Consider the following 20,857-nt stretch of genomic DNA (forward strand, 5'->3'; position numbering starts at 1 on the left):
CCGACGGCGGGTGGTCACCCGTCGTCGGACATCACCTGCTAAACCTCTTCTACGGAACTGGGCTCTGCACGAGACAGATCGATGCCCAGTTCTTCCGCAGCCGTGAAGACTGCGTCATCAGAGTCACGCATTTCAATTGTGGTTCCGTCCGTGGAGAGTACTTCCACGTTCAGGCACAGCGACTGCATTTCCTTGATCAAGACCTTGAAGGACTCAGGAACGCCCGGCTCGGGGATGTTCTCGCCCTTGACGATTGCTTCGTAGACCTTGACACGACCGTGGATATCATCCGACTTGATGGTGAGGAGTTCCTGGAGCGTGTACGCGGCGCCATAAGCTTCGAGCGCCCACACTTCCATCTCACCGAAGCGCTGGCCACCGAACTGTGCCTTACCACCCAGCGGCTGCTGCGTGATCATGGAGTACGGGCCAGTGGAACGGGCGTGGATCTTGTCGTCCACCAGGTGGTGGAGCTTCAGGATGTACATGTAGCCGACCGAGATCGGATCCGGGAACGGCTCGCCGGAGCGGCCGTCGAAGAGGCGGGTCTTGCCTGAGGAGTTGATCAGGCGGTCGCCGTCGCGGGTGAGGTTGGTGGAGTCGAGCAGGCCCGTGATTTCCTCTTCACGGGCGCCATCGAACACCGGCGTTGCAACAGTGGTCTGGCCACTCTCGCGCGGCAGGTTCGGCAGCTGCTTCATCCACTCGGGCTCGCCTTCGATCTTCCAACCGGTCTTGGCAACCCAGCCGAGGTGCGTTTCCAGCACCTGGCCGACGTTCATACGGCCCGGAACACCCAGCGGGTTCAGGACAATATCAACGGGGGTACCGTCGGCAAGGAAGGGCATGTCCTCGATCGGGAGGATCTTGGAGATAACGCCCTTGTTGCCGTGACGGCCGGCGAGCTTGTCGCCGTCGGTGATCTTGCGCTTGGCGGCCACGTAGACGCGCACCAACTGGTTCACGCCCGGGGGCAGCTCGTCGTCGTTGTCGCGGTCGAAGACGCGGACGCCGATGACGGTGCCGGACTCGCCGTGCGGAACCTTCAGGGAGGTGTCGCGCACTTCGCGGGACTTCTCACCGAAGATGGCGCGCAGCAGGCGCTCTTCCGGGGTCAGTTCGGTTTCACCCTTCGGGGTGACCTTTCCGACCAGGATGTCGCCGGCTTCAACCTCGGCACCGATGTGGATGATGCCGCGCTCGTCCAGGCCTGCCAGAACTTCCTCGGACACGTTGGGGATGTCACGGGTGATTTCCTCGGCACCAAGCTTGGTGTCGCGGGCATCGATCTCGTGCTCCTCGATGTGGATGGAGGAAAGAACGTCCTCGGCAACAATGCGCTGCGAGAGGATGATGGCGTCCTCGAAGTTGTGGCCTTCCCATGACATGAATGCCACGAGCAGGTTCTTACCAAGGGCGAGTTCGCCCTGGTCCGTTGCCGGACCGTCGGCGATGATGCCGCCGACCTCGAGGCGCTGGCCTTCGTTCACCAGGACACGGTTGTTGTAGCAGTTGCCCTGGTTGGAGCGTGCGAACTTGTTGATGCGGTAGTTGGTTTCCGTACCGTCGTCGTTGAGCATGATGACGAGCTCAGCGGAGACCTCGGTAACCACACCGGCCTTCTTCGCAATGGTGACATCACCGGCGTCGACGGCTGCGGCGCGCTCCATGCCGGTACCCACGAACGGGGCCTCGGAACGGACCAGCGGCACGGCCTGGCGCTGCATGTTGGCACCCATGAGTGCGCGGTTAGCATCGTCATGCTCGAGGAACGGGATCAGGGCCGTAGCCACGGACACCATCTGGCGCGGGGAAACGTCCATGAACTCGACCTCGCCGGCGGGAACGAGCACAGGCTCGCCTCCACCACCACGGGCGCGGACCAGGACGGTCTCTTCGGCGAACTTCTTGTTCTCATCCAGCGGAGCGTTGGCCTGTGCGATCAGGACCTCTGCCTCGTCGTCGGCCGTGAGGTACTGGACCTCATCGGAGACAACGCCTTCAGCGACGAGACGGTAAGGAGTCTCGATGAAGCCGAACGGGTTGATGCGGCCGTAGGATGCCAGCGAACCGATCAGACCAATGTTCGGGCCTTCAGGGGTTTCGATGGGGCACATACGTCCGTAGTGGGACGGGTGAACGTCTCGAACTTCCATGCCTGCGCGGTCACGGGACAGACCACCCGGGCCAAGCGCGGACAGACGGCGCTTGTGGGTCAGACCCGACAGCGGGTTGTTCTGGTCCATGAACTGTGACAGCTGGGAAGTTCCGAAGAACTCCTTGATGGCTGCAACGACAGGGCGGATGTTGATCAGTGTCTGAGGCGTGATGGCCTCGACGTCCTGGGTGGTCATCCGCTCGCGGACAACGCGCTCCATACGGGACAGGCCGGTGCGGACCTGGTTCTCGATGAGCTCGCCGACGGCGCGGATACGACGGTTGCCGAAGTGGTCGATGTCATCGATCTCGACGCGCAGCTCGTGGTCCTGGCCGTCGCGCTTGCCCGTGAGGGTCTTCTCGCCGGCGTGCAGGGCAACCAGGAACTTGATCATGGCCACGATGTCTTCAACGTGCAGGACCGAAGCTTCCTTGTCGCCAAGGGAGCGGTCAATGCCAAGCTTGCGGTTGATCTTGTAACGGCCAACCTTGGCCAGATCGTAGCGCTTGGAGTTGAAGTACAGGTTGTCCAGGAGTGACTGGGCAGCCTCGACTGTGGGCGGCTCGCCCGGTCGCAGCTTCCGGTAGATGTCCAGCAACGCGTCTTCGCGGGTCTCGGTGGCGTCCTTCTCCAGCGTTGCGCGCATGGAGTCGTACTGGCCGAACTCTTCGAGGATCTGGCCTTCGGTCCAGCCGAGGGCCTTCAGCAGAACGGTGACGGACTGCTTGCGCTTGCGGTCGAGGCGAACGCCGACCTGGTCGCGCTTGTCGATCTCGAGTTCAAACCATGCACCGCGGGACGGGATGATCTTGGCAGTGAAGATGTCCTTGTCACTGGTCTTGTCGGCGGTGCGCTCAAAGTAGGCGCCCGGTGAACGGACCAGCTGGGAGACGACCACACGCTCGGTGCCGTTGACGACGAAGGTGCCCTTCTCCGTCATGAGGGGGAAGTCGCCCATGAACACGGTCTGCTGCTTGATTTCGCCCGTGTTGTTGTTCATGAACTCGGCCTTGACGTACAGCGGCGCCGAGTACGTTGCGTCCCGGTCCTTGCACTCGGCCATGGTGTACTTCGGGTCAGCGAACTCCGGATCGGAGAAGCTCAGGGACATGGTGCCCTGGAAGTCCTCGATCGGGGAGATCTCTTCAAAGATGTCCGACAGTCCGGACGAGGTGGCGACGCTGAGATCGTTTTCTTCGACGGCCTTCGCTACGCGCGCCTGCCAGCGTTCGTTTCCGACCAGCCAGTCGAAGCTGTCCGTCTGCAGGGCAAGGAGATTCGGAACGTCCAGCGGTTCGTGAATCTTTGCGAATGAGAGCCGGCGAGTGGCACCATCAGTGCTGTCGGCGGTGTTAGCGGTTTCGTTATTAGAGGTGCTCGAGGCGACCAAGAGGGATCCTTCCACAGACCTTCAGGCGTTTTCAGATCTCCCCCGCTGTGCACCCTGCGGAATGACTCCGCAGTGCTACCATCCGGTTCCGCTATATGACCCGGGCCGGGGCTTTCCATACAATGACGTTGTTGACGGCACGTTGATGGTCAGCTGCCAGGCAAAGCCCACCGCTATATGAAGGCTGAAGGTAAACAGGGAAGACGCAAATATCTACGATACGGCAAAACCAATTACGTGTCTACCCCACAACCGGACTTATTGCAAGCACTGATTTTTTGATACCGGAAGCGGCATCAAAGCCGGAGCGTAACGTCCTCAGCCGTGCATGCCTGGGCGTTTGCGAAGACAGCATCACGCACACCATCCTTGGAAGCCTGCTCCGGGTCGCCGCCCTTTTTCGCGGCCGTGGAGTGGTCAAGCGCGAGGACGCTGAGCGAGGTAAACAGTCCCACCAGGTTCCCGGACACCGTGTCCTTGGCTTCCTGCGCGGCAAAGTAGATGCCCTCGTAGGCGTTGGAATCATCCTGGATGGCCTTGTAGTCGGCGTAGAGCGAGTTGAACGTCTCGCAGGCTCCCTTAACACCGCCGGCCTGGGGCGCTGCTGAAGGACTGGAAGAGCGCGACGGCGACGCGGTGGAAGGTGCGGACGTGGACGCAGTCGGGGCTGCTGTGGATGAAGTGCTGTCCGGCGCAGGAGTGGCAACGCTGCAGGCGGTGAGTCCGGCGAGGCTGGCCATGGCTGCCGCGGCGAGGATTTTCTTCAAGATGCTGCTCCCTGTTTTGCGTTGCTCTGTTGCTTTCGTCTTCGCCGTCCACCCTACGCACCACCGCGACCACGCGCACAACCGGCGGATGGGTAGTTCTCCCCTAGTGGCCACGACCGGCACGAATGGAATCACCGGCACCCCTGCGGCGTTTGGATAAATAGGTGACATGCCTCACGGTAGCCTTGGAAGTACATCGATTCAGAGCGGAAGAGATCACAATGGGCAACTCCAACGACAACACTGACGTGGTCATCCTGGCCGGTGCGCGCACCCCGCAGGGCCGGCTCAACGGGCAACTGGCGAGCTTCACCGCCGTCGAACTCGGAGCGCACGCGATCAGATCCGCGATTGCCACGAGCGGCGTGGAGGCCGGCCAAGTGGACGCCGTCATCATGGGCCAGGTACTGCAGGCCGGCGCCGGGCAGAACCCCGCACGCCAGAGCGCTATCGGAGCGGGAATCGGCTGGAACGTTCCCACGGTCACCATCAACAAGGTGTGCCTGTCCGGGCTGACCGCGGTGATCGACGCCGCCAGGATGATCCGCAGCGGCGACGCCACGGTGGTGGTGGCCGGCGGTCAGGAATCCATGACCCGTGCGCCCCACCTGCTGCCGGGTTCCCGCCAGGGCTGGACCTATGGCGCCATCCAGGCGCTGGATGTCGCGGCGCACGACGGCCTCACGGATGCGTTCGACGGCCAGTCCATGGGCCTTTCTACCGAAACCAAGAACCTGACCCTGGGCATTGACCGGACCTCGCAGGACAACGTGGCCGCCCACTCGCACCAGCGTGCGGCGCTGGCGGCGAAGAACGGCGTCTTCGACGACGAGATCGCACCCATCAGCGTCAAGCAGCGCAAGGGCGATCCCATCGTTGTCTCCGCCGATGAAGGCGTACGGCCCAACACGTCCATCGAGTCCCTGGCCGGGCTGCGGGCGGCCTTTGTCAGCGACGGAACCATCACCGCAGGCAATTCTTCTCCCCTGTCCGACGGCGCCTCCGCACTGGTGCTGGCATCGCGCCGTTTCGCGGAGGAGAACGGCCTGGAATACCTGGCTGTGGTGGGGAAGCCCGGACAGGTTGCGGGTCCGGACAATTCCCTGCATTCGCAGCCTTCCCACGCGATCATGAACGCACTGCAGCGGGCGGAATGGAGCACCGCGGACCTGGACTTCATCGAAATTAACGAAGCCTTCGGTTCGGTCGCGGTGCAGTCGCTGAACGACCTGGACTACCCTCTGGAGAAGTGCAACATCCACGGCGGCGCCATTGCCTTGGGCCACCCGATCGGGGCGTCCGGTGCGCGGTTGGCGCTCCACGCGGCCCATGAACTTAAACGGCGTGGCCGCGGTAAGGCCGCGGTTTCGCTGTGCGGCGGCGGCGGTCAGGGCGAAGCCTTGCTGCTGTACCGCGACTGATGGCGGGCACGAACTGATGGTGGGGCAGGCCGACAACGGGAGCGCCGCCGTCGGACGTCAGCGTTTCCTCGCTGACGCCGCCGCGCGCGGACTGGACGTGCAACTTGTGGAGCGGCTGGCCGCGCGGAGCCTCGAGGAGGCGGCCGGGATCCTGGGCATCACGCCAGCGGACATCGTGAAGTCCCTGGTGGTCAAGCACAAGGACGGAACGTTCCTGTTCGCGCTGATTCCGGGTGACCGGCAGATCTCCTGGCCAAAACTGCGGACCCTGGTGGGCGTCAACAAACTCTCGTTGCCGCCCGCGGACGTGGCGCTTGGTGCGACCGGCTACGAACGCGGGACCATCACCCCGCTCGGCAGCACCACCGCCTGGCCGGTATACGCGGACGCCACCATTGCCGGCCGCCGGATCTCCATGGGCGCCGGCGAACACGGCTACAGCGCATTTGTGGACGCCGATGCGCTCACCGCAGCACTGGGCGCCGTCGTCGCCGATATCTCCGAGCCGAATTAGGCACCACACGCAAGTAGGTCGCACTAACTGTCGTTATGAGCGCTCATAACGACAGTTAGCGCGACCTACTTTGGTTAAATGCAGGAAAACCCCGCCCACCGAAGTGGACGGGGTTTTCCGTGAAGCGGCGTGAGTTACTTGAGGGTAACGGTTGCGCCGGCAGCCTGGAGCTGCTCGACTGCCTTTTCGGCAGCTTCCTTGGTGACGCCTTCGAGGACAGCCTTGGGGGCGCTGTCAACAACGTCCTTAGCTTCCTTCAGACCCAGGGAAGTGATTGCGCGAACTTCCTTGATCACTGCGATCTTCTTTTCGCCAGCTGATTCGAGGATAACGTCGAATTCGGTCTGCTCTTCAGCTTCTTCAGCTGCGCCGCCACCGGCGGGGCCAGCAACAGCAACTGCAGCTGCAGTAACTTCGAAGGTCTCTTCGAAGAGCTTGACGAACTCGGAGAGCTCGATGATGGTCAGTTCCTTGAAAGCTTCAATGAGCTCTTCGTTGGTGAGCTTCGCCATGGTGTGGCGTCCTTCCTATAGGTGGTGCTTGGCGGCCTGGGCCATTGCCTTCACACCGGAGTCTGGTGGGTGAAGAGAAACTAGTTCTCTTCGGCAGCGGGTGCCTCGGCGGGTGCCTCAACACCAGCTTCTGCAACTGCTTCGGGGGCTTCGTCTGCGGCAGGAGCTTCTTCAGCGGCGGGAGCCCCGGCAGCTGCCGGTGCACCGTTCGCTTCCTCAAGCTTGAGGCGCAGTGCGTCAATCGTGCGTGCAGCGGCGGCAGCAGGAGCCTTGAGGATGCCTGCAACCTTGGCGAGCTGCAGCTCGCGGGACTCGAGCGCTGCCAGTGCAGAAACTTCGCTGGCGTTCAGTGCCTTGCCCTCGAAGTAACCGGTCTTGATGACCAGCTGCTTGTTGGCCTTGGCAAAATCCGTCAGGCTCTTGGCAGCTGCAACTGCGTCACCCTTGATGAACGCGATTGCAGTGGGGCCGGCAAGCTGGCCGTCGAATGCTTCGACACCGGCTTCCTTGGCTGCAATGGCGGTCAGGGTGTTCTTGACGACCGAGAACTTGGTGTCCTGGCCGAGAGAAACACGCAGCTGCTTGAGCTGTGCAACGGTGAGCCCACGGTATTCGGTCAGGACAGCGGCGTTCGATTCCTTGAAATCGTTAGCGATCTCAGCTACTGCTGAAACCTTTGTAGGCGTTGCCATAACCCTCCTTCCGGGGATAGTGCCGGTATGCGACGGTCCCCGCTCAGATGAGCTAAAACGAAAAAACGCCCCGCGCAGATGCACGGGGCTTGGCTCAACACGGCTTTCGCTGTGGAGCGTTGCTTCGTTCACCTGCGCCGGCCGCCCTATGTTCAGGGTCCTTCGTCCAGAAATACACTTGGCCTCCCGCACACAACTACAGAGTTGAGCTGCGTTCAGGAGAGTGGATTTCCAACAACCGACGGTCTTTGGTCCTTCAAGCTTACGGGACGGGCCGCCGGACCACCAAATCGGCCTCAGCTCTTACTGGTACCCAGGTACGGGAGCTCTTTCTGCCAGATGCCGGTCACGCCGGCGGTGGTGAAGCCGAGCTGCTGGTTGACCGTCAGCAGGTACCTGTTCTCGGGCGCGTTCCAGGTGTAGATCACCCGGGCATCGGGGAACTGTTCAGTGAGCCGCTCCATGTTGGCGACCTTGATCAGCAGTCCCAGCTTGTTCCCGCGGTGCTCCTGTAGGACCAGGGTGTCGTCCTGGAACACCACATCGGGCCGGTGGGCCAGGACGCTGATGGTGGTCAGGCCCACCAGGGCCCCGGTGGCCAGATGCTCGACGGCGGTGACCACCGTCCGCCTCCCCTGCGCGATGGTGACCTCTTCCGCCTCGCGGAGGATGCCGCCGTCGAACACCATGTCCTGCTCAACGGGAGTCTCAAGGGAAGGGTCGACGTCGGCGCCCGCCTGGTTCTCGAGCACGGCCACGGCTTCCAGCCACTCATCCGGGCAGCGGTCCGTCCAGTGATGGAGCCGGTACCGCCCGTTATTGGCTTCATCGGCCTCGACCTGGAGATCGGCCACGAGTTTGGTGTCCAGCGGCAGTGCACAGGAGCTGAACTGCTCGATGTGCTGAAGTGTGTAGCCGGTCCGGCGCGCGAATTCGACTTCCCGGCTGTCCAACGGCACAAAGCCCTGGCCTGAACCCGGCACCAGCTGGGCCGTCTCGAACTCGTGCAGGGACGCGCCGGGATGGTTGGTGTCAACGAGGATCAGCGTGCGGCCCTCGCTGCGTGCCAGGTGTTCAGCCGCGAGGAGCAGCTTGCGGCCAACTCCCTGGCGCTGGAATTCCGGCAGGATGTCCAGGGTGAACTCCGCCATGTCCAGGTTGTCGGTCAGCGGCAAGGCAATGTCAACCGTACCGATGATCTGCTCCCCGGCCTTGGCTACCAGGATGACCTGGCGCTCATAGGGATCGGCCAGCTCCAGGAGTTTCTCCAGCGGCGTGTATGCGAGATCGTCGCTGCCCCAGGTCTGCATCCGGACTTTGCGGCCCACCTCTACGGCAGCCAGGAAATCCACTGCGTCAGGTGCGTCCAGGGTGTCCGGGATCCACAGCTGCTCTATCCGTACGTCTTCTGCCATAAGGTGCGTCATCCCAGCCGTTTCTGCCATTCGCCCTCATAACCAGCAGGTTTGAATCCAAGCAAATTATTTATCGCCAGCATATGCCGGTTTTCCACGGCGTTCCATGTAAGCACCGACCGCGCCGCGGGCCATCGATGCTGGGCGGCGCGGAGGTTCGTGGCCTTGATCAGCAATCCCAGCCTCTTGCCGCGGTGCCCGGAAGAGACCAGGGTGTCCTGCTGGGTAATGCTCGCAGGAATGCCCGGCCGCCAGTTCAGGACCGTGTAGGCCACGAGCTTGCCCGTAGGCCTGTGCAGCGCCGCTGCGACCTGGCACTGCACGCCGCTGCGGCTGTTCGCCTGCTCCTCCTGCCGGACCCTGGCAGGGTCCCAGTCCTCGGCTTCCCAGTCCAGGCCGGCAATAGGGACATCCGTGCTCATGCGGTTCTTGAGGACTGCGTATTCAGCCACGAGTTCGTCAGGACACGTATCAGACCAGCCCACCAGGGCGTAGCCGGTTGCCCGCGAAGACGTCTCCGTCTCCAGTGCGTCGAGCTGGCTCGCCGGGACCGGCAGCGTGAGCCGGCTGGACCTCTCCACCTGCTCGAGTTCGTAGCCGGCACCGGCTGCAAAGGCCACGTCAGGGTCATCTGCGGGGAGCCCGCCCGCGCCCGATTTGGCGGGGATCAGCCGGACCGCACTCTCCACCGTCCCGGCGGGCAGCTCACAGTAGGCATCCAGGGAAGTGCGGCCGCTGTCCGCGGCCACAGCCTCGGCGTGCTCCAGCAGCCGGCGGCCCCAACCCCGCCGCCGGAAGGCTGCCGACACGTCCACCATGATCCCTGCCGTGGACGTGCTTTCACGCAGGGGCAGGGTTACGGAGCAGGTTCCCACGGTGTGCTGGCCCAGCCGTGCAATGAAGAGCCGGCGTTCCTCATACTCATTGCCGCGCCAGTATTCCAGGCTCTCCATGGCCGTGGGGCAGCGGTCCAGGTCGCCCCATTTCTCCAGCTCGTGCTTCTCGCGCAAGGCGTGGCACTCGTGGAAGTCCATCACGCCGCCGGTGCCGCCGGCACTGTGGTCTGTCCCGGCATCGAGCGCTGAAGGAATGGCGACTGCGGTGATCATCAGCTGCTGACCGGTCATTCCCCATCTTAGCCATCCGTACGGTTTGGTCGAGGGCGGGACGGGGGCCGTTTGGCCCAGGGCTATTGGGGTTAAACCAAAGGACCGCCCGGCGCAGTGCCGGACGGTCCCAAGATGTGCCGGGATAACCCGGCCGAAGTGCTGTTGAGGACTAGACCTCGGTCAGAACCTTCGTGACGTTGGGGTCGACGGCGATGCCGGGACCGAACGTGGTGGCCACGGTGGCCTTCTGGATGTAGCGGCCCTTGGAAGCGGACGGCTTCAAACGAAGCACCTCTTCCAGTGCTGCTGCGTAGTTCTCGGCCAGCTTGATGGCGTCGAAGGAGACCTTGCCGATGATGAAGTGCAGGTTCGAGTGCTTGTCGACGCGGAAGTCGATCTTGCCACCCTTGATGTCGTTGACAGCCTTGGCCACGTCTGCGGTCACGGTGCCGGTCTTCGGGTTCGGCATCAGGTTACGGGGACCCAGGACCTTACCAAGACGGCCAACCTTGCCCATGAGGTCAGGGGTGGCAACGGCGGCATCGAAGTCGGTCCAGCCGGCTGCGATCTTTTCGATCAGGTCATCGGAACCAACGAAGTCGGCGCCGGCAGCGATTGCTGCCTCAGCCTTGTCGCCCGTTGCGAAGACCAGGACGCGGGAGACCTTACCGGTGCCGTGGGGCAGGATAACGGTGCCGCGGACCATCTGGTCAGCCTTGCGAGGGTCAACGCCCAGGCGGAAGGCAACCTCAACGGTGGCGTCGAACTTGGACGGGTTGGTGTCCTTGGCGAGCGTTACTGCCTCGAACGGCGCGTAGAAGTTCTCCGCGTCGATCTTGGCGGCTGCTGCCTCATATGCTTTGCTGCGCTTTGCCATGCTGCTTATTTCTCCTTGTGCAGTTGTGGTCTGCGGACCGCGCTGGGCCCTGCCACAGCCGAGGATCCTGCAAGGATCCTGCGGCATTACGGTTTGTGCCGGTTGTCCGGCAGTGGTGCCGGTTTCCCGACGGTGAAGGCTATTAGCCTTCTACGGTGATACCCATGGAGCGGGCGGTACCGGCGATGATCTTCGCTGCGCCTTCGAGGCTGGTGGCGTTGAGATCTTCCATCTTGGTGGTGGCGATCTCGTTGACCTGGGCCTGAGTCAGCTTGGCAACCTTGACGGTGTGCGGGGTGGGTGAACCCTTGGCAACGCCTGCAGCCTTCTTGATGAGCTCTGCAGCCGGCGGGGTCTTGGTGATGAACGTGAAGGAACGGTCTTCGTAGACCGTGATTTCCACGGGGATAACGTTTCCGCGCTGGGCTTCTGTGGCAGCGTTGTACGCCTTGCAGAATTCCATGATGTTGACACCGTGCTGGCCAAGCGCAGGACCGATCGGCGGGGCCGGGTTAGCGGCGCCTGCCTGGATCTGCAGCTTGATGAGGCCGGTGACCTTCTTCTTGGGAGCCAATGTAAGGTCCTTCTCTCAATATCTTCCTGGGACACAGGAGCGTGCCTCAGGTTGTTGGCCGCCATGGCGAGGCGACCGGCCGTTCCGGGGCTGCTAAGCGGGCAGTCCGGAACGAATTCTGTGCGGGTAACTAGATCTTGCTGACCTGGTTGAATGCCAGCGTGACCGGGGTTTCGCGTTCGAAGATCGACACGAGCACCACGAGGGTCTGGGATTCCACCTTGATCTCGGAGATCGTGGCGGGGAGGGTCTCGAACGGACCTTCCTTGACGATGACCGACTCGCCGACCTCGAAGTCGACGTCGATCTGGGCGGCAGCGTGCTTGACGGGCTTGCCCTTTTCGGCCTGCTCTTCTTCGAAGACCGGCGCGAGCATGGAGAAGACTTCGTCGAGGCGCAGCGGCACCGGGTTGTGGGCGTTGCCCACGAAGCCGGTAACACCGGGAGTGTGGCGGACGGCGCCCCAGGAGGCATCCGTCAGGTCCATGCGGACCAGGACGTAGCCGGGGATCCGGACGCGGTTGATGACCTTTCGCTGAGCGTTCTTGATCTCAACGACCTCTTCCATGGGCACCTGGATTTCGAAGATGTAATCTTCCATGTCCAGGGTCTGGATGCGGGTCTCAAGGTTGGCCTTGACGCGGTTTTCGTAGCCGGCGTAGGAGTGGATGACGTACCAGTCACCCTCCTGGCGGCGCAGCTTGGCTTTGAATTCGTCGGCGGGGTCAACCTCGGCCTTGGCGGCCGCGGCTGCCAAGGCGTCTGCATCAGCGTCGTCGCCCGCTGAGTCGCCCTCAGCAGGTTCGCCTTCTACGGCGTCACCCTCTGAATCGGCATCCTCTGAATCGTCTGAATCGTCGGCGGAATCGGCGTCGGCGGAATCGGGCGCAGCGGACTCAACCTCGGACTCTTCACCGGCTTCAGCCGTGGGGGCCGCCGTGTTGTCCGTGGACTCTTCCAGCTCAGTCTCGGTTACCTCGAGCTCCTGCTCAGACACTTGGTCTCCTGCTTCCTCATTGCCTAACATGCCTATTTAAATGGCTCAATTCCGCACACCGCGTGGATTCTTCCGGTTTACCCGGACAAGGCCACACGGCCTGCGGACGATTTTGCCTTAGCGGTCCCCGGGAGCGATCCCGCCGAAGACCCAGCTGACCGCGGTTCCAAAACCGATGTCCAGCACGCTGACGATGACCATCATGATGGCCACGAACACCAGCACCACGAGCGTGTAATTGATCAGTTCCTTGCGGGTTGGTGCAACAACCTTCTTCAGTTCGCCGATGACCTGGCGCATGAAGAGTGCAATACGAGCGAAGAAGTTTGCCTTGGCGTCCTTCTTAGCTGGGCGGCCCTTGGAGCTGCTGGCAGCTGTTTCGGTCACCTGGTCCTCGCTCATCTTTGCAATGTTGGATTACCCGGTCCTGATCAGAACCATGGTTGCTGCGCTTGCTCCGGTATTCCGCCGGAACAGCTTGCGCAGGGCAGACAGGACTCGAACCTGCAACCTGCGGTTTTGGAGACCGCTGCGCTACCAATTGCGCCACTACCCTATGGATCGAAAACAGCACCATAACAAACTTCCGCAGTTTTCACTGGGGCGCACGTCATCATCCGTGTTTTCAACACCGGAGAACCAGTCTACGCAACAACTTCGTCTACGTCGAACCGGCCTCATTCCGGACCGTCCAATCCGCCCTGGTGGCTGAGTTGATCCACGCCGGCAGCCCGAACGATCCGCTGAACAGCATAGAGTAGATCACGTCGAATTCCACCATTCAGCCCTCCCGGCTGCAAGCGAAGAACGGACCCCGCCATGTCTGCCGCCCGCGTTTCCAAGCGCATTTCCGCAATTGCCGAATCCGCAACCCTGGCTGTTGATGCCAAGGCCAAGGCGCTGAAGGCAGCTGGCCGGCCGGTTATTGGCTTCGGGGCAGGGGAACCGGACTTCCCCACCCCGGACTACATCGTCAAGGCATCCATCGAGGCCGCCAGCCAGCCCAAGTACCACCGCTACTCCCCCGCCGCCGGCCTGCCGGAGCTCAAAAAGGCCATCGCTCAGAAGACTCTCCGCGACTCCGGCTATGCCGTGGATCCGTCCCAGGTCCTGGTGACGAACGGCGGCAAGCAGGCCGTGTACAACACCTTCGCCACGCTGGTGGATCCGGGCGACGAAGTGATTGTTCCCACGCCGTTCTGGACCACCTACCCGGAGGCCATCAGGCTCGCCGGCGGTGTCCCCGTTGAGGTGTTCGCCGGACCTGAGCAGGACTACCTGGTCACGGTTGAGCAGCTTGAGGCCGCTGTGACGGACAAGAGCAAGATCCTGCTGTTTGTCTCGCCGTCCAACCCCACCGGCGCCGTGTACAGCCCGGAGCAGGTGGCCGAGATCGGCAAGTGGGCCGCCGCCAAGGGGCTCTGGGTGGTCACCGACGAGATCTACGAGCACCTGACGTACGACGGCGTCCCGTTCACCTCCATCGCCACGGCAGCCCCTGAACTGGGCGACAAAGTGGTCATACTTAACGGTGTCGCCAAGACATATGCGATGACCGGCTGGCGTGTGGGCTGGATGATCGGCCCGGCCGACGTCATCAAGGCGGCCACCAACCTGCAGTCACACGCCACCTCCAACGTTTCGAACATCATGCAGATTGCAGCCCTCGCCGCCGTCTCCGGACCGTTGACCGCCGTCGACGAGATGAAGGTGGCGTTTGACCGCCGCCGCAAGGCGATCGTTGCCGGCCTGAACGCGATCGACGGTGTTGAATGCCCGACGCCGAAGGGTGCGTTCTACGTCTACGCGGACGTCCGTGCGCTGCTGGGGAAGGAATTCCCGACGGCGGCAGGCACCGCAACGCCGTCGACCTCCGCCGAACTGGCGGCGTTGATCCTGGATGAGGTTGAGGTGGCAGTGGTGCCGGGTGAGGCGTTCGGCCCCTCAGGCTACCTGCGGCTCTCCTACGCCCTGGGCGACGAGGACCTGGCCACCGGCGTCGCCCGCCTCCAGGGCTTCCTGGGCCAGGCCAAGTAGGCACGCTCTCTCACTTCCTGCAAGAAAAAACCAAACGCTCTATCACTTTCTTTAGGAGAGTGATAGAGCGTTCCGGTTTAAGCCACAGGAAGTGAGAGAGCGTCTTACAGGAGGCGGCGTTCTGCGGCCCATTTGGTCAGCTCGTGCCGGCTGGAGAGCTGGAGCTTTCGCAGTACCGCTGATACGTGGGTTTCCACGGTTTTGATGCTGATGAACAGCTCCTTCGCCACCTCCTTGTAGCTGTAGCCGCGGGCGATCAGCCGCATCACTTCGAGCTCGCGGGCGGAAAGCCTGTCCAGTTCGTCGTCAGCAATGTCCGCCGGGGCGGTGCCGAACGCATCCAGCACGAAGCCGGCCAGCCGGGGCGAGAACACGGCGTCGCCGCCGGCCACGCGGAACACGGCGTCGGTGATCTCGGCCCCGGAGATGGTCTTGGTGACATACCCGCGGGCGCCGGCGCGGATGACCGACACCACGTCCTCGGCGGCGTCGGAGACGCTCAGGGCCAGGAACTTGGTGGTGCCCAGGAGCGCCGCGGAACCCGCAATGACCTCCCGGCCGCCACCGCCGAGGCCGCCCGGCAAATGCACGTCCAGGAGCACCACTTCCGGACGCGCCTGCGCGATCACGGCTATGGCCTGCTCAACCGTGGCCGCTTCACCTACGACCTGGATGCTCTCATCCAGGTCGGCCTTGAGTCCCGAGCGGAAGATGGCGTGATCGTCCACGATCACCACCCGGACCGACTGCGCGGGGCGGATGGGCCCGGTCCCCTGTAGGTTGTTCATGATTTCCCTTCCGCGTTGTCCGTTTGGAGCGCCGGCATTCCCAGCCGTACCTCGGTGCCGTCCGACGTGCTGGTGATGGAAGCGGTCCCGCCGTGGCGTTTCATGCGTCCGATGATCGACTCGCGGACGCCGAGCCGGTCTTCGGGAACATCCTGCAGGTCGAAGCCCGGCCCCCTGTCCTTGATGAAGATTTCTGTATGCCCGTCGGAAACTTCCAGGTAGACGGAGACGGTTCCGCCGCCGTGCCGGGAGGCATTAAGCATCGCCTCACGGCTGGCCTGGACCAGCGCCTCGTGGGATTCGGTCATGGCCGTATCCCCGACGCTCACCACCTCCACGGCGTTGCCGAGGGCGTCTTCCACCTCGGCACCCACGGCCTTGATACGGTCCGAAAGCTGGCCCGCCTCCTTACCCGGGTCCTGGAACAGCCAGCTCCTGAGTTCGCGTTCCTGGGCCCGGGCGAGCCGGACGACGTCGTGCTCGTTTCCCGCCCGCCGCTGGATCAGGGCGAGGGTCTGGAGGACGGAGTCGTGCAGGTGGGCCGCGATCTCGGCGCGCTCCGTTTCACGGATCCGGCCCGCACGCTCCGTTTCCAGGTCCCGCCAGAATTTGAGTGCCCACGGAAGCAGCACCAGGACCACGCCGCCCAGCACGGCCACCGATGCCAGCAGTGCCAGCCAGGTCTGTTCCCACGATCCGGAGCCGGACACCATCACCAGCACGCCGGCAACCACCAGCGCCAACCCGGCGGCCAGGCGCGCCCAGCCGCCTGCCTGATCGGCTTTGGTCTTGTCCACGAGGCCCGCGCGGCGGGTTTCGTCGAGCTGCATCCAGGCGATGGCTGCACCGCCCAGCACGGCAGCGGCGGGGATGAGGGTCTCCAGTGGCACGTCCACGCCCAGGAGCTGGGCAATCATGATGCCCGCCACCAGGAGGAGGCCGGCGCCCAGCAGCATTTCCTTGCCGTAGCGCATTCTGCGGACCCGGAACCACGGCGGCCGCACGGCGGCCCCGTAGCTCGACCCGTAGCCTGCACCGGGCCCGCTGCGGGAAACACCCTCCGGGGCGAAAGCATCGGCGTCGGGATTTCCCCACCAGGGAGCGGCCGCGGGCGAGCCCTGGTACGGCGACGGCGAGGGCGGCCCAGCGCTGAATGCCGGGTCAAGGCTGACGGCCGGGGCAATGGGCGACGCCGGACGCCTGGCATTGCGCCGGGCACTTTCGTCGGCGGTGGGGACCATGATCCACAGCCACGCATAGAAGGCCAACCCGGCGCCACCGGCGAGGGTCGCGAGCGCCATGCCGATCCGCACGCTTTTCACCGGCCAGCCCAGATGCGCCGCGAGGCCGGCACATACGCCCGCGATGACGCGGTCGCTGCTGCGGACAAGCGGTGGACGGGTGAGGGCGGTGGTCATGTGTCAATCCAAGCACGGATCAGGGTTCCCCGGACCCGATTCCGGACTGAACCGGGGGTGACTCAGGGGCGAGTCAGGGTGTTCCCCAGTAGAGCTGCGCCGCCCCGGACGGCAGGATCAAAGTATGAACTCCCACACCCCCACCCCCGATGACGGCCAGCCCACGGAACCGCTCCCCCCACGCGACCCGGACCAGCCAACCGAACCACTCCTGCCACCCCCAGCTGCTTCGCAGGACACACCCCCGGCCGCCGGTCCCGATGCCGGCCCGTATGCCGGGCCGTCCGCAGGCCCGTACTCCAGCGCCAAAGCGCCGGGGCAGTCCGGTGACTTCTTCACCTGGGTCCGGAGCCACGGCATCCAGCGCGGACGCGACCGGTGGATCGGCGGTGTCTCCAGCGGCATCGCGCACCGGATGGGCATCGATCCGCTGATTGTCCGCGGCATCTTCATTGTCCTCACCCTCTTCGCCGGAATCGGCGTCCTGCTCTACGGCCTGGCCTGGGCGTTCCTTCCCGAACCCGACGGGCGCATCCACGTCCAGGAAGCCGGCGCCGGCCGCTGGTCCAGCGGCATGACAGGCGCCCTGATCACCACCGTGGTGGGGCTCACCGGGCTGGGCGGCGGATTCTGGGGCTGGAGCCGCAACGGCTTCGGCGGATTCCTCTGGACCGTCTTCTGGGTGGGCGGCGCCATCTACTTCATTTACTACCTGACCCAACGCACCAAGGCCCGAAATGGAGCTCCCATGACCGCCGCACCGCAGCCGGCCGGCGCAAACTCCGGTTACCCGGCCGCCCCCACCGCCCCCTATGCCTCGCCGTTTGCGGCCACGGATTCCGCCTCTACCCGCACGTCGAGCACGTCCGGCGCGACCGGCAGCGCGCCTTACCTTCCGGTCCCGCCGTCGAGCGTCAACCCGCCTTACGGTGGGGGCAGCTACGGCGGGGGCGGCAGCGACGGCGGTGCCTACGGCGGCTACCAGCCTCCACAGGGCCCGGCACGCGCACCCAAGGTCCGCCCCTCCGGCCCCGGCGCCCCGGCAGTAGCCATTACAGCCGGAACAGCGCTCCTGGTGGGTGGCGGGCTCAAAGCCCTGCACGCCGGCAACGTGATCAACCTCGGCGACGCCGCCAACGCGATCGTCTGGGCCAGCGGTGCAGCCATCCTGGGCCTGGGTATCCTGGTCGCGGGCCTGCGCGGCAGGACGTCCGGAATCCTCGGATTCTTCGCCGTTGTTGCCCTGGTGATTGGCGGCATCTTCAACGTTGTGGGCAACGGCGACAGGGTCCGTTTCACCCAGGTCGACTGGGCACCGACGAGCCAGCAGCAGGCGGCCGATGGCTTCAGCGTCACCGGCGGCAGGGGAACCGTTGACCTCACCCAATTGGGCGCGCAAGCCCCGCTGGACTCAGAAGTCGTAGTTCCCCTGGACATCACGGCGAGCAACGTCACCGTGATCCTCCCCAGCAACATTCCCGTGGACGTGAGGGCAGACATGACGCTGGGGAACCTCAACGAAGGCACCAACCACCGGGGCGGCATTACCTCCCAGGAAACCAGCTACAACACCGACAAGCCAGGCGGCCACCTGATCATCCGGATCGACGGCACCCTCAGCAACGTCACCATCCAGGAAGGAAACTGACATGAGCAGCTTCGATCCGGCACCGGATTCGTCTACCCCGCAAACCCCGACGACGGTGCACACCGACGCGGCCGGACCCTCACCCACACGGGTGGGCACGATAGTCTGGGGCCTGATCGTGATGGCGCTGGCCGCCCTGATCATCATCGCCCAGTTGGGCGTGGTAACCCTGAACGGCACCTACGTACTGATCGGCCTTATGATCGGCGCCGGCGCCGCGCTGGTGATCGGCGGGCTGCTTTCGGCCCGAAAGCGTGACAATGAACCCACAACAGGGAAGTCTTGAACCATGGACAAGTTCTTCAGCATCGTCAGGGGCTTCGGCCTGAAACGTGGACCCCAACGCTGGCTGGGAGGTGTGTGCGGCGGCATTGCAGCAAAGCTCAACGTGGATGTGGCATTCGTCCGGATCGCTTTCCTGGTCTTCTGCCTCCTCCCCGGCCCCGCCGTCGTCCTCTACATCGCAGCGTGGCTGGTCCTTCCTGACCAGCAGAACTCCATCCCGCTGCAGAAATTCCTGGACCGCCGCTCCATCAGCTGACCTCAGGTCAGAACCGCAAGGCCACCGCTCCCCGGAGAATTCCTTCCAGGAGCGGGGGCCTTTCTGCTGTCCTTGTCCACCGGCCGGTGGACAACAGATTCAACCGGCCGGGCCTGTCGACCGGCACCCCGGGACTGCAACGCTGGAAGCATGAACACTTCCCTCATCCCCGGGCAGCGGCAATCCCCTGATGCCATCACCGTGCGCGGCCTCAACAAAACGTACGGCCTGCCCAAAGGCGGGACCCTCACGGCCGTGGACCAGCTGGACCTCACCATCCATGCCGGCGAAACCTACGCCCTCCTGGGTCCCAACGGCGCCGGCAAGTCCACCGCCATCGAGATCCTGGAAGGCCACCGGAAACCTGACAGCGGCGAGGTCATGGTTCTGGGAACGCGCCCCTGGAAGGCGGCACCGTCCTTCCGCGCCCGGATCGGCATCGTCCTCCAGGAGTCCACCGACTCCGGGGAACTCAGGGTTTCAGAGGCCCTGCGGTCACTGGCTGCCTGTTTCCCGGCGCCCCGACCGGTGGACGAGGTCATGGAAGCCGTGGGGCTCGGGGGCAAGGGCGGCGTCCGTATCTCAACCCTTTCGGGCGGCCAGCGGCGAAGGCTGGACGTGGCGCTGGGGATCATCGGCAACCCGGAAGTCCTGTTCCTGGACGAACCCACCACAGGATTCGATCCGGAGGCCCGTCGGCAGTTCTGGGACCTCATCCGCCGGCTGAGCAGCGGCGGCACCACCATTGTCCTCACCACGCACTACCTGGACGAGGCCGAGCAGCTGGCGGACCGGATCGGCGTCATCAACCACGGGCGGCTGATCGCCGAAGGCAGCCCGCAGGACATCGGCGGTCCGGGCCTCCGCATGCCTCGCGTCCGGTGGCGGGATGCTTCCGGCCTTCGCGAAGTGGTGACCGAGCAGCCAGCTTCCCTGGTCGCGTCGCTGTCCGACGGCGGCGCAATAGAGCCGGCGGAGCTCGCCGTCGTACGTCCCAGCCTCGAGGACATCTACCTCCAGCTCATCGGTGCCGCGGACGGCGCCGAACCCTCTGCCGAACCATCCGCCGCACGATCTACGGACGCATCGTCCGTTTCAGGAGCCCTCCGATGAGCACGGCAGTCCCCGCATCCGTCTCCCCCGCCACCGGCCGCCCGACCTGGCGCCCATCAGTCCTGCGCCTGGGACTTGGCCGGGTCCTGCTGGAGATCAAACTATTTAACCGTGACGTGCTATCTCTGGTCCTGGTCCTCTTCTTCCCGATCCTGATGATGTCCCTGTTCGGGACTGTTTTCGGTGATGAGCCGGTCTTCGGGGCCGGCCCGGACGGGCAGGGCGGCATCACCCCGGCGCACTACTACCTGCCCGGCATGCTTGCGCTGAGCACCATCCTCAGCGGGTTCCAGAACCTCAGCAGCTACGTGGCCACTGAGCGTTTCAACGGCACGGTGAAGCGGCTGGCCGGAACGCCATTGCCTGCGGCGTCGTACTTCATCGGGAAAACCGGCCAGACGCTCTACCTGATCGTGGCCCAGGCTGTTCTCCTGCTGCTCGCGGCAGCCGTCCTGTTCGACGTCCCGTTGCCACGGGATGCCGGGCAGTGGGGCCTGGTGGCGCTGCTGATGATCCTGGCCACGGCTGCCTGGGCCACCGTGGCCATCGCGTTCACTGCCTTGCCCAAGTCGGCACAAAGCGCGTCCACGCTGGCGGTCCTGCCGGTACTGCTCCTGTCCTTCACGTCGGGCGTGTATTTCCCGTTCTCGCAGCTTCCGGACTGGCTGCAGTCCGTGGCCAATTTCTTCCCGCTGCGCTGGACGGCGAGCGCCTTCAGGTCTGTTTTCCTGCCTGCCGGCTTTGAAGCCGTTGAGCCCGGCGGCACCTACAACCTGCCGCTGACGTTCCTGGTCCTGGGCATCTGGGTGGCCGCGGGTGCCGTGCTTGCCCGGTTGGCGTTCAAGTGGCCGCCGCAGAAGTAGCCGGCTCCAGGCCTCACCAATCG

Annotated in this window: 20 protein-coding genes and 1 tRNA gene; 8 read left to right on the forward strand and 13 right to left on the reverse strand. The window is 64.1% G+C overall.

Annotated features, from left to right (window positions below; all coding sequences use genetic code 11):
- Positions 1-38: 38 nt before the first annotated feature.
- Both rpoB and NG701_RS18180 read right to left on the reverse strand, forming a co-directional pair.
- Positions 39-3,548, reverse strand: a complete 3,510-nt coding sequence (rpoB, locus tag NG701_RS18175) for a DNA-directed RNA polymerase subunit beta (RefSeq protein WP_252569511.1) — start codon at positions 3,546-3,548, stop codon at positions 39-41.
- 296 nt (positions 3,549-3,844) lie between these two features.
- A complete protein-coding gene (locus tag NG701_RS18180) occupies positions 3,845-4,315 on the reverse strand; it encodes a hypothetical protein (RefSeq protein ID WP_252569514.1) in 471 nt (156 codons plus the stop codon).
- 221 nt (positions 4,316-4,536) lie between these two features.
- Here NG701_RS18180 and NG701_RS18185 point away from each other — a divergent pair, with 221 nt between their 5' ends.
- Entirely contained in the window at positions 4,537-5,736 is a 1,200-nt protein-coding gene (locus NG701_RS18185) for an acetyl-CoA C-acetyltransferase (protein ID WP_252569516.1), read from the forward strand.
- Between the two features lie 16 nt (positions 5,737-5,752).
- Positions 5,753-6,250: an aminoacyl-tRNA deacylase gene (locus tag NG701_RS18190; protein ID WP_252569519.1), complete on the forward strand. Its 498-nt coding sequence runs from the start codon at positions 5,753-5,755 to the stop codon at positions 6,248-6,250.
- Positions 6,251-6,384: 134 nt separating this feature from the next.
- Here the strand turns inward: NG701_RS18190 and rplL are convergent, their stop codons facing one another.
- The 9 genes from rplL to NG701_RS18235 form a co-directional block, all read right to left on the reverse strand.
- On the reverse strand, positions 6,385-6,762 hold the full coding sequence (gene rplL / locus NG701_RS18195; protein ID WP_056344416.1) for a 50S ribosomal protein L7/L12: 378 nt from the start codon (positions 6,760-6,762) through the stop codon (positions 6,385-6,387).
- 80 nt (positions 6,763-6,842) lie between these two features.
- Positions 6,843-7,454, reverse strand: a complete 612-nt coding sequence (gene rplJ / locus NG701_RS18200) for a 50S ribosomal protein L10 (protein WP_252569521.1) — start codon at positions 7,452-7,454, stop codon at positions 6,843-6,845.
- Between the two features lie 296 nt (positions 7,455-7,750).
- Positions 7,751-8,869 (reverse strand): GNAT family N-acetyltransferase, encoded by a 1,119-nt coding sequence (locus NG701_RS18205; RefSeq protein WP_252569524.1) that lies wholly within the window; start codon positions 8,867-8,869, stop codon positions 7,751-7,753.
- 8 nt (positions 8,870-8,877) lie between these two features.
- Positions 8,878-9,996: a GNAT family N-acetyltransferase gene (locus NG701_RS18210; protein WP_252569527.1), complete on the reverse strand. Its 1,119-nt coding sequence runs from the start codon at positions 9,994-9,996 to the stop codon at positions 8,878-8,880.
- A 151-nt stretch (positions 9,997-10,147) separates the two neighbouring features.
- Complete coding sequence (rplA, locus tag NG701_RS18215; RefSeq protein WP_111906643.1) at positions 10,148-10,855, reverse strand: 50S ribosomal protein L1; 708 nt, start codon at positions 10,853-10,855, stop codon at positions 10,148-10,150.
- A 142-nt stretch (positions 10,856-10,997) separates the two neighbouring features.
- Entirely contained in the window at positions 10,998-11,429 is a 432-nt protein-coding gene (gene rplK / locus NG701_RS18220) for a 50S ribosomal protein L11 (protein ID WP_024365990.1), read from the reverse strand.
- 130 nt (positions 11,430-11,559) lie between these two features.
- Positions 11,560-12,426, reverse strand: a complete 867-nt coding sequence (gene nusG / locus NG701_RS18225) for a transcription termination/antitermination protein NusG (protein WP_252569530.1) — start codon at positions 12,424-12,426, stop codon at positions 11,560-11,562.
- 117 nt (positions 12,427-12,543) lie between these two features.
- Entirely contained in the window at positions 12,544-12,828 is a 285-nt protein-coding gene (secE, locus tag NG701_RS18230) for a preprotein translocase subunit SecE (RefSeq protein ID WP_252569533.1), read from the reverse strand.
- Positions 12,829-12,909: 81 nt separating this feature from the next.
- Positions 12,910-12,982 (reverse strand) — tRNA-Trp (locus NG701_RS18235).
- 263 nt (positions 12,983-13,245) lie between these two features.
- Here NG701_RS18235 and NG701_RS18240 point away from each other — a divergent pair.
- A complete protein-coding gene (locus NG701_RS18240; protein WP_252569536.1) occupies positions 13,246-14,463 on the forward strand; it encodes a pyridoxal phosphate-dependent aminotransferase in 1,218 nt (405 codons plus the stop codon).
- Positions 14,464-14,567: 104 nt separating this feature from the next.
- Here the strand turns inward: NG701_RS18240 and NG701_RS18245 are convergent, their stop codons facing one another.
- Both NG701_RS18245 and NG701_RS18250 read right to left on the reverse strand, forming a co-directional pair.
- Positions 14,568-15,251, reverse strand: coding sequence for a LuxR C-terminal-related transcriptional regulator (locus tag NG701_RS18245; RefSeq protein ID WP_252569539.1), 684 nt, complete (start codon positions 15,249-15,251; stop codon positions 14,568-14,570).
- Entirely contained in the window at positions 15,248-16,669 is a 1,422-nt protein-coding gene (locus NG701_RS18250) for an ATP-binding protein (protein WP_252569541.1), read from the reverse strand. The genes NG701_RS18245 and NG701_RS18250 overlap by 4 nt, the downstream gene beginning before the upstream one ends.
- Positions 16,670-16,793: 124 nt before the next feature.
- Here NG701_RS18250 and NG701_RS18255 point away from each other — a divergent pair, with 124 nt between their 5' ends.
- From NG701_RS18255 to NG701_RS18275, 5 genes are all read left to right on the forward strand, one after another.
- The gene (locus NG701_RS18255; protein ID WP_252569545.1) at positions 16,794-18,317 is read left to right on the forward strand and encodes a PspC domain-containing protein; all 1,524 of its coding nucleotides are present in this window, start codon (positions 16,794-16,796) and stop codon (positions 18,315-18,317) included.
- Position 18,318: 1 nt separating this feature from the next.
- A complete protein-coding gene (locus tag NG701_RS18260; RefSeq protein WP_252569547.1) occupies positions 18,319-18,603 on the forward strand; it encodes a hypothetical protein in 285 nt (94 codons plus the stop codon).
- 3 nt (positions 18,604-18,606) lie between these two features.
- Positions 18,607-18,858: a PspC domain-containing protein gene (locus tag NG701_RS18265; protein ID WP_056344450.1), complete on the forward strand. Its 252-nt coding sequence runs from the start codon at positions 18,607-18,609 to the stop codon at positions 18,856-18,858.
- A 150-nt stretch (positions 18,859-19,008) separates the two neighbouring features.
- A complete protein-coding gene (locus NG701_RS18270) occupies positions 19,009-19,971 on the forward strand; it encodes an ABC transporter ATP-binding protein (RefSeq protein ID WP_252569550.1) in 963 nt (320 codons plus the stop codon).
- Positions 19,968-20,834, forward strand: a complete 867-nt coding sequence (locus NG701_RS18275; RefSeq protein WP_252569553.1) for an ABC transporter permease — start codon at positions 19,968-19,970, stop codon at positions 20,832-20,834. The genes NG701_RS18270 and NG701_RS18275 overlap by 4 nt, the downstream gene beginning before the upstream one ends.
- The last annotated feature ends 23 nt before the right edge of the window (positions 20,835-20,857 follow it).

It is taken from the genome of Pseudarthrobacter cellobiosi (assembly GCF_023913815.1).
Classification (GTDB): Bacteria; Actinomycetota; Actinomycetes; order Actinomycetales; family Micrococcaceae; genus Arthrobacter; species Arthrobacter cellobiosi.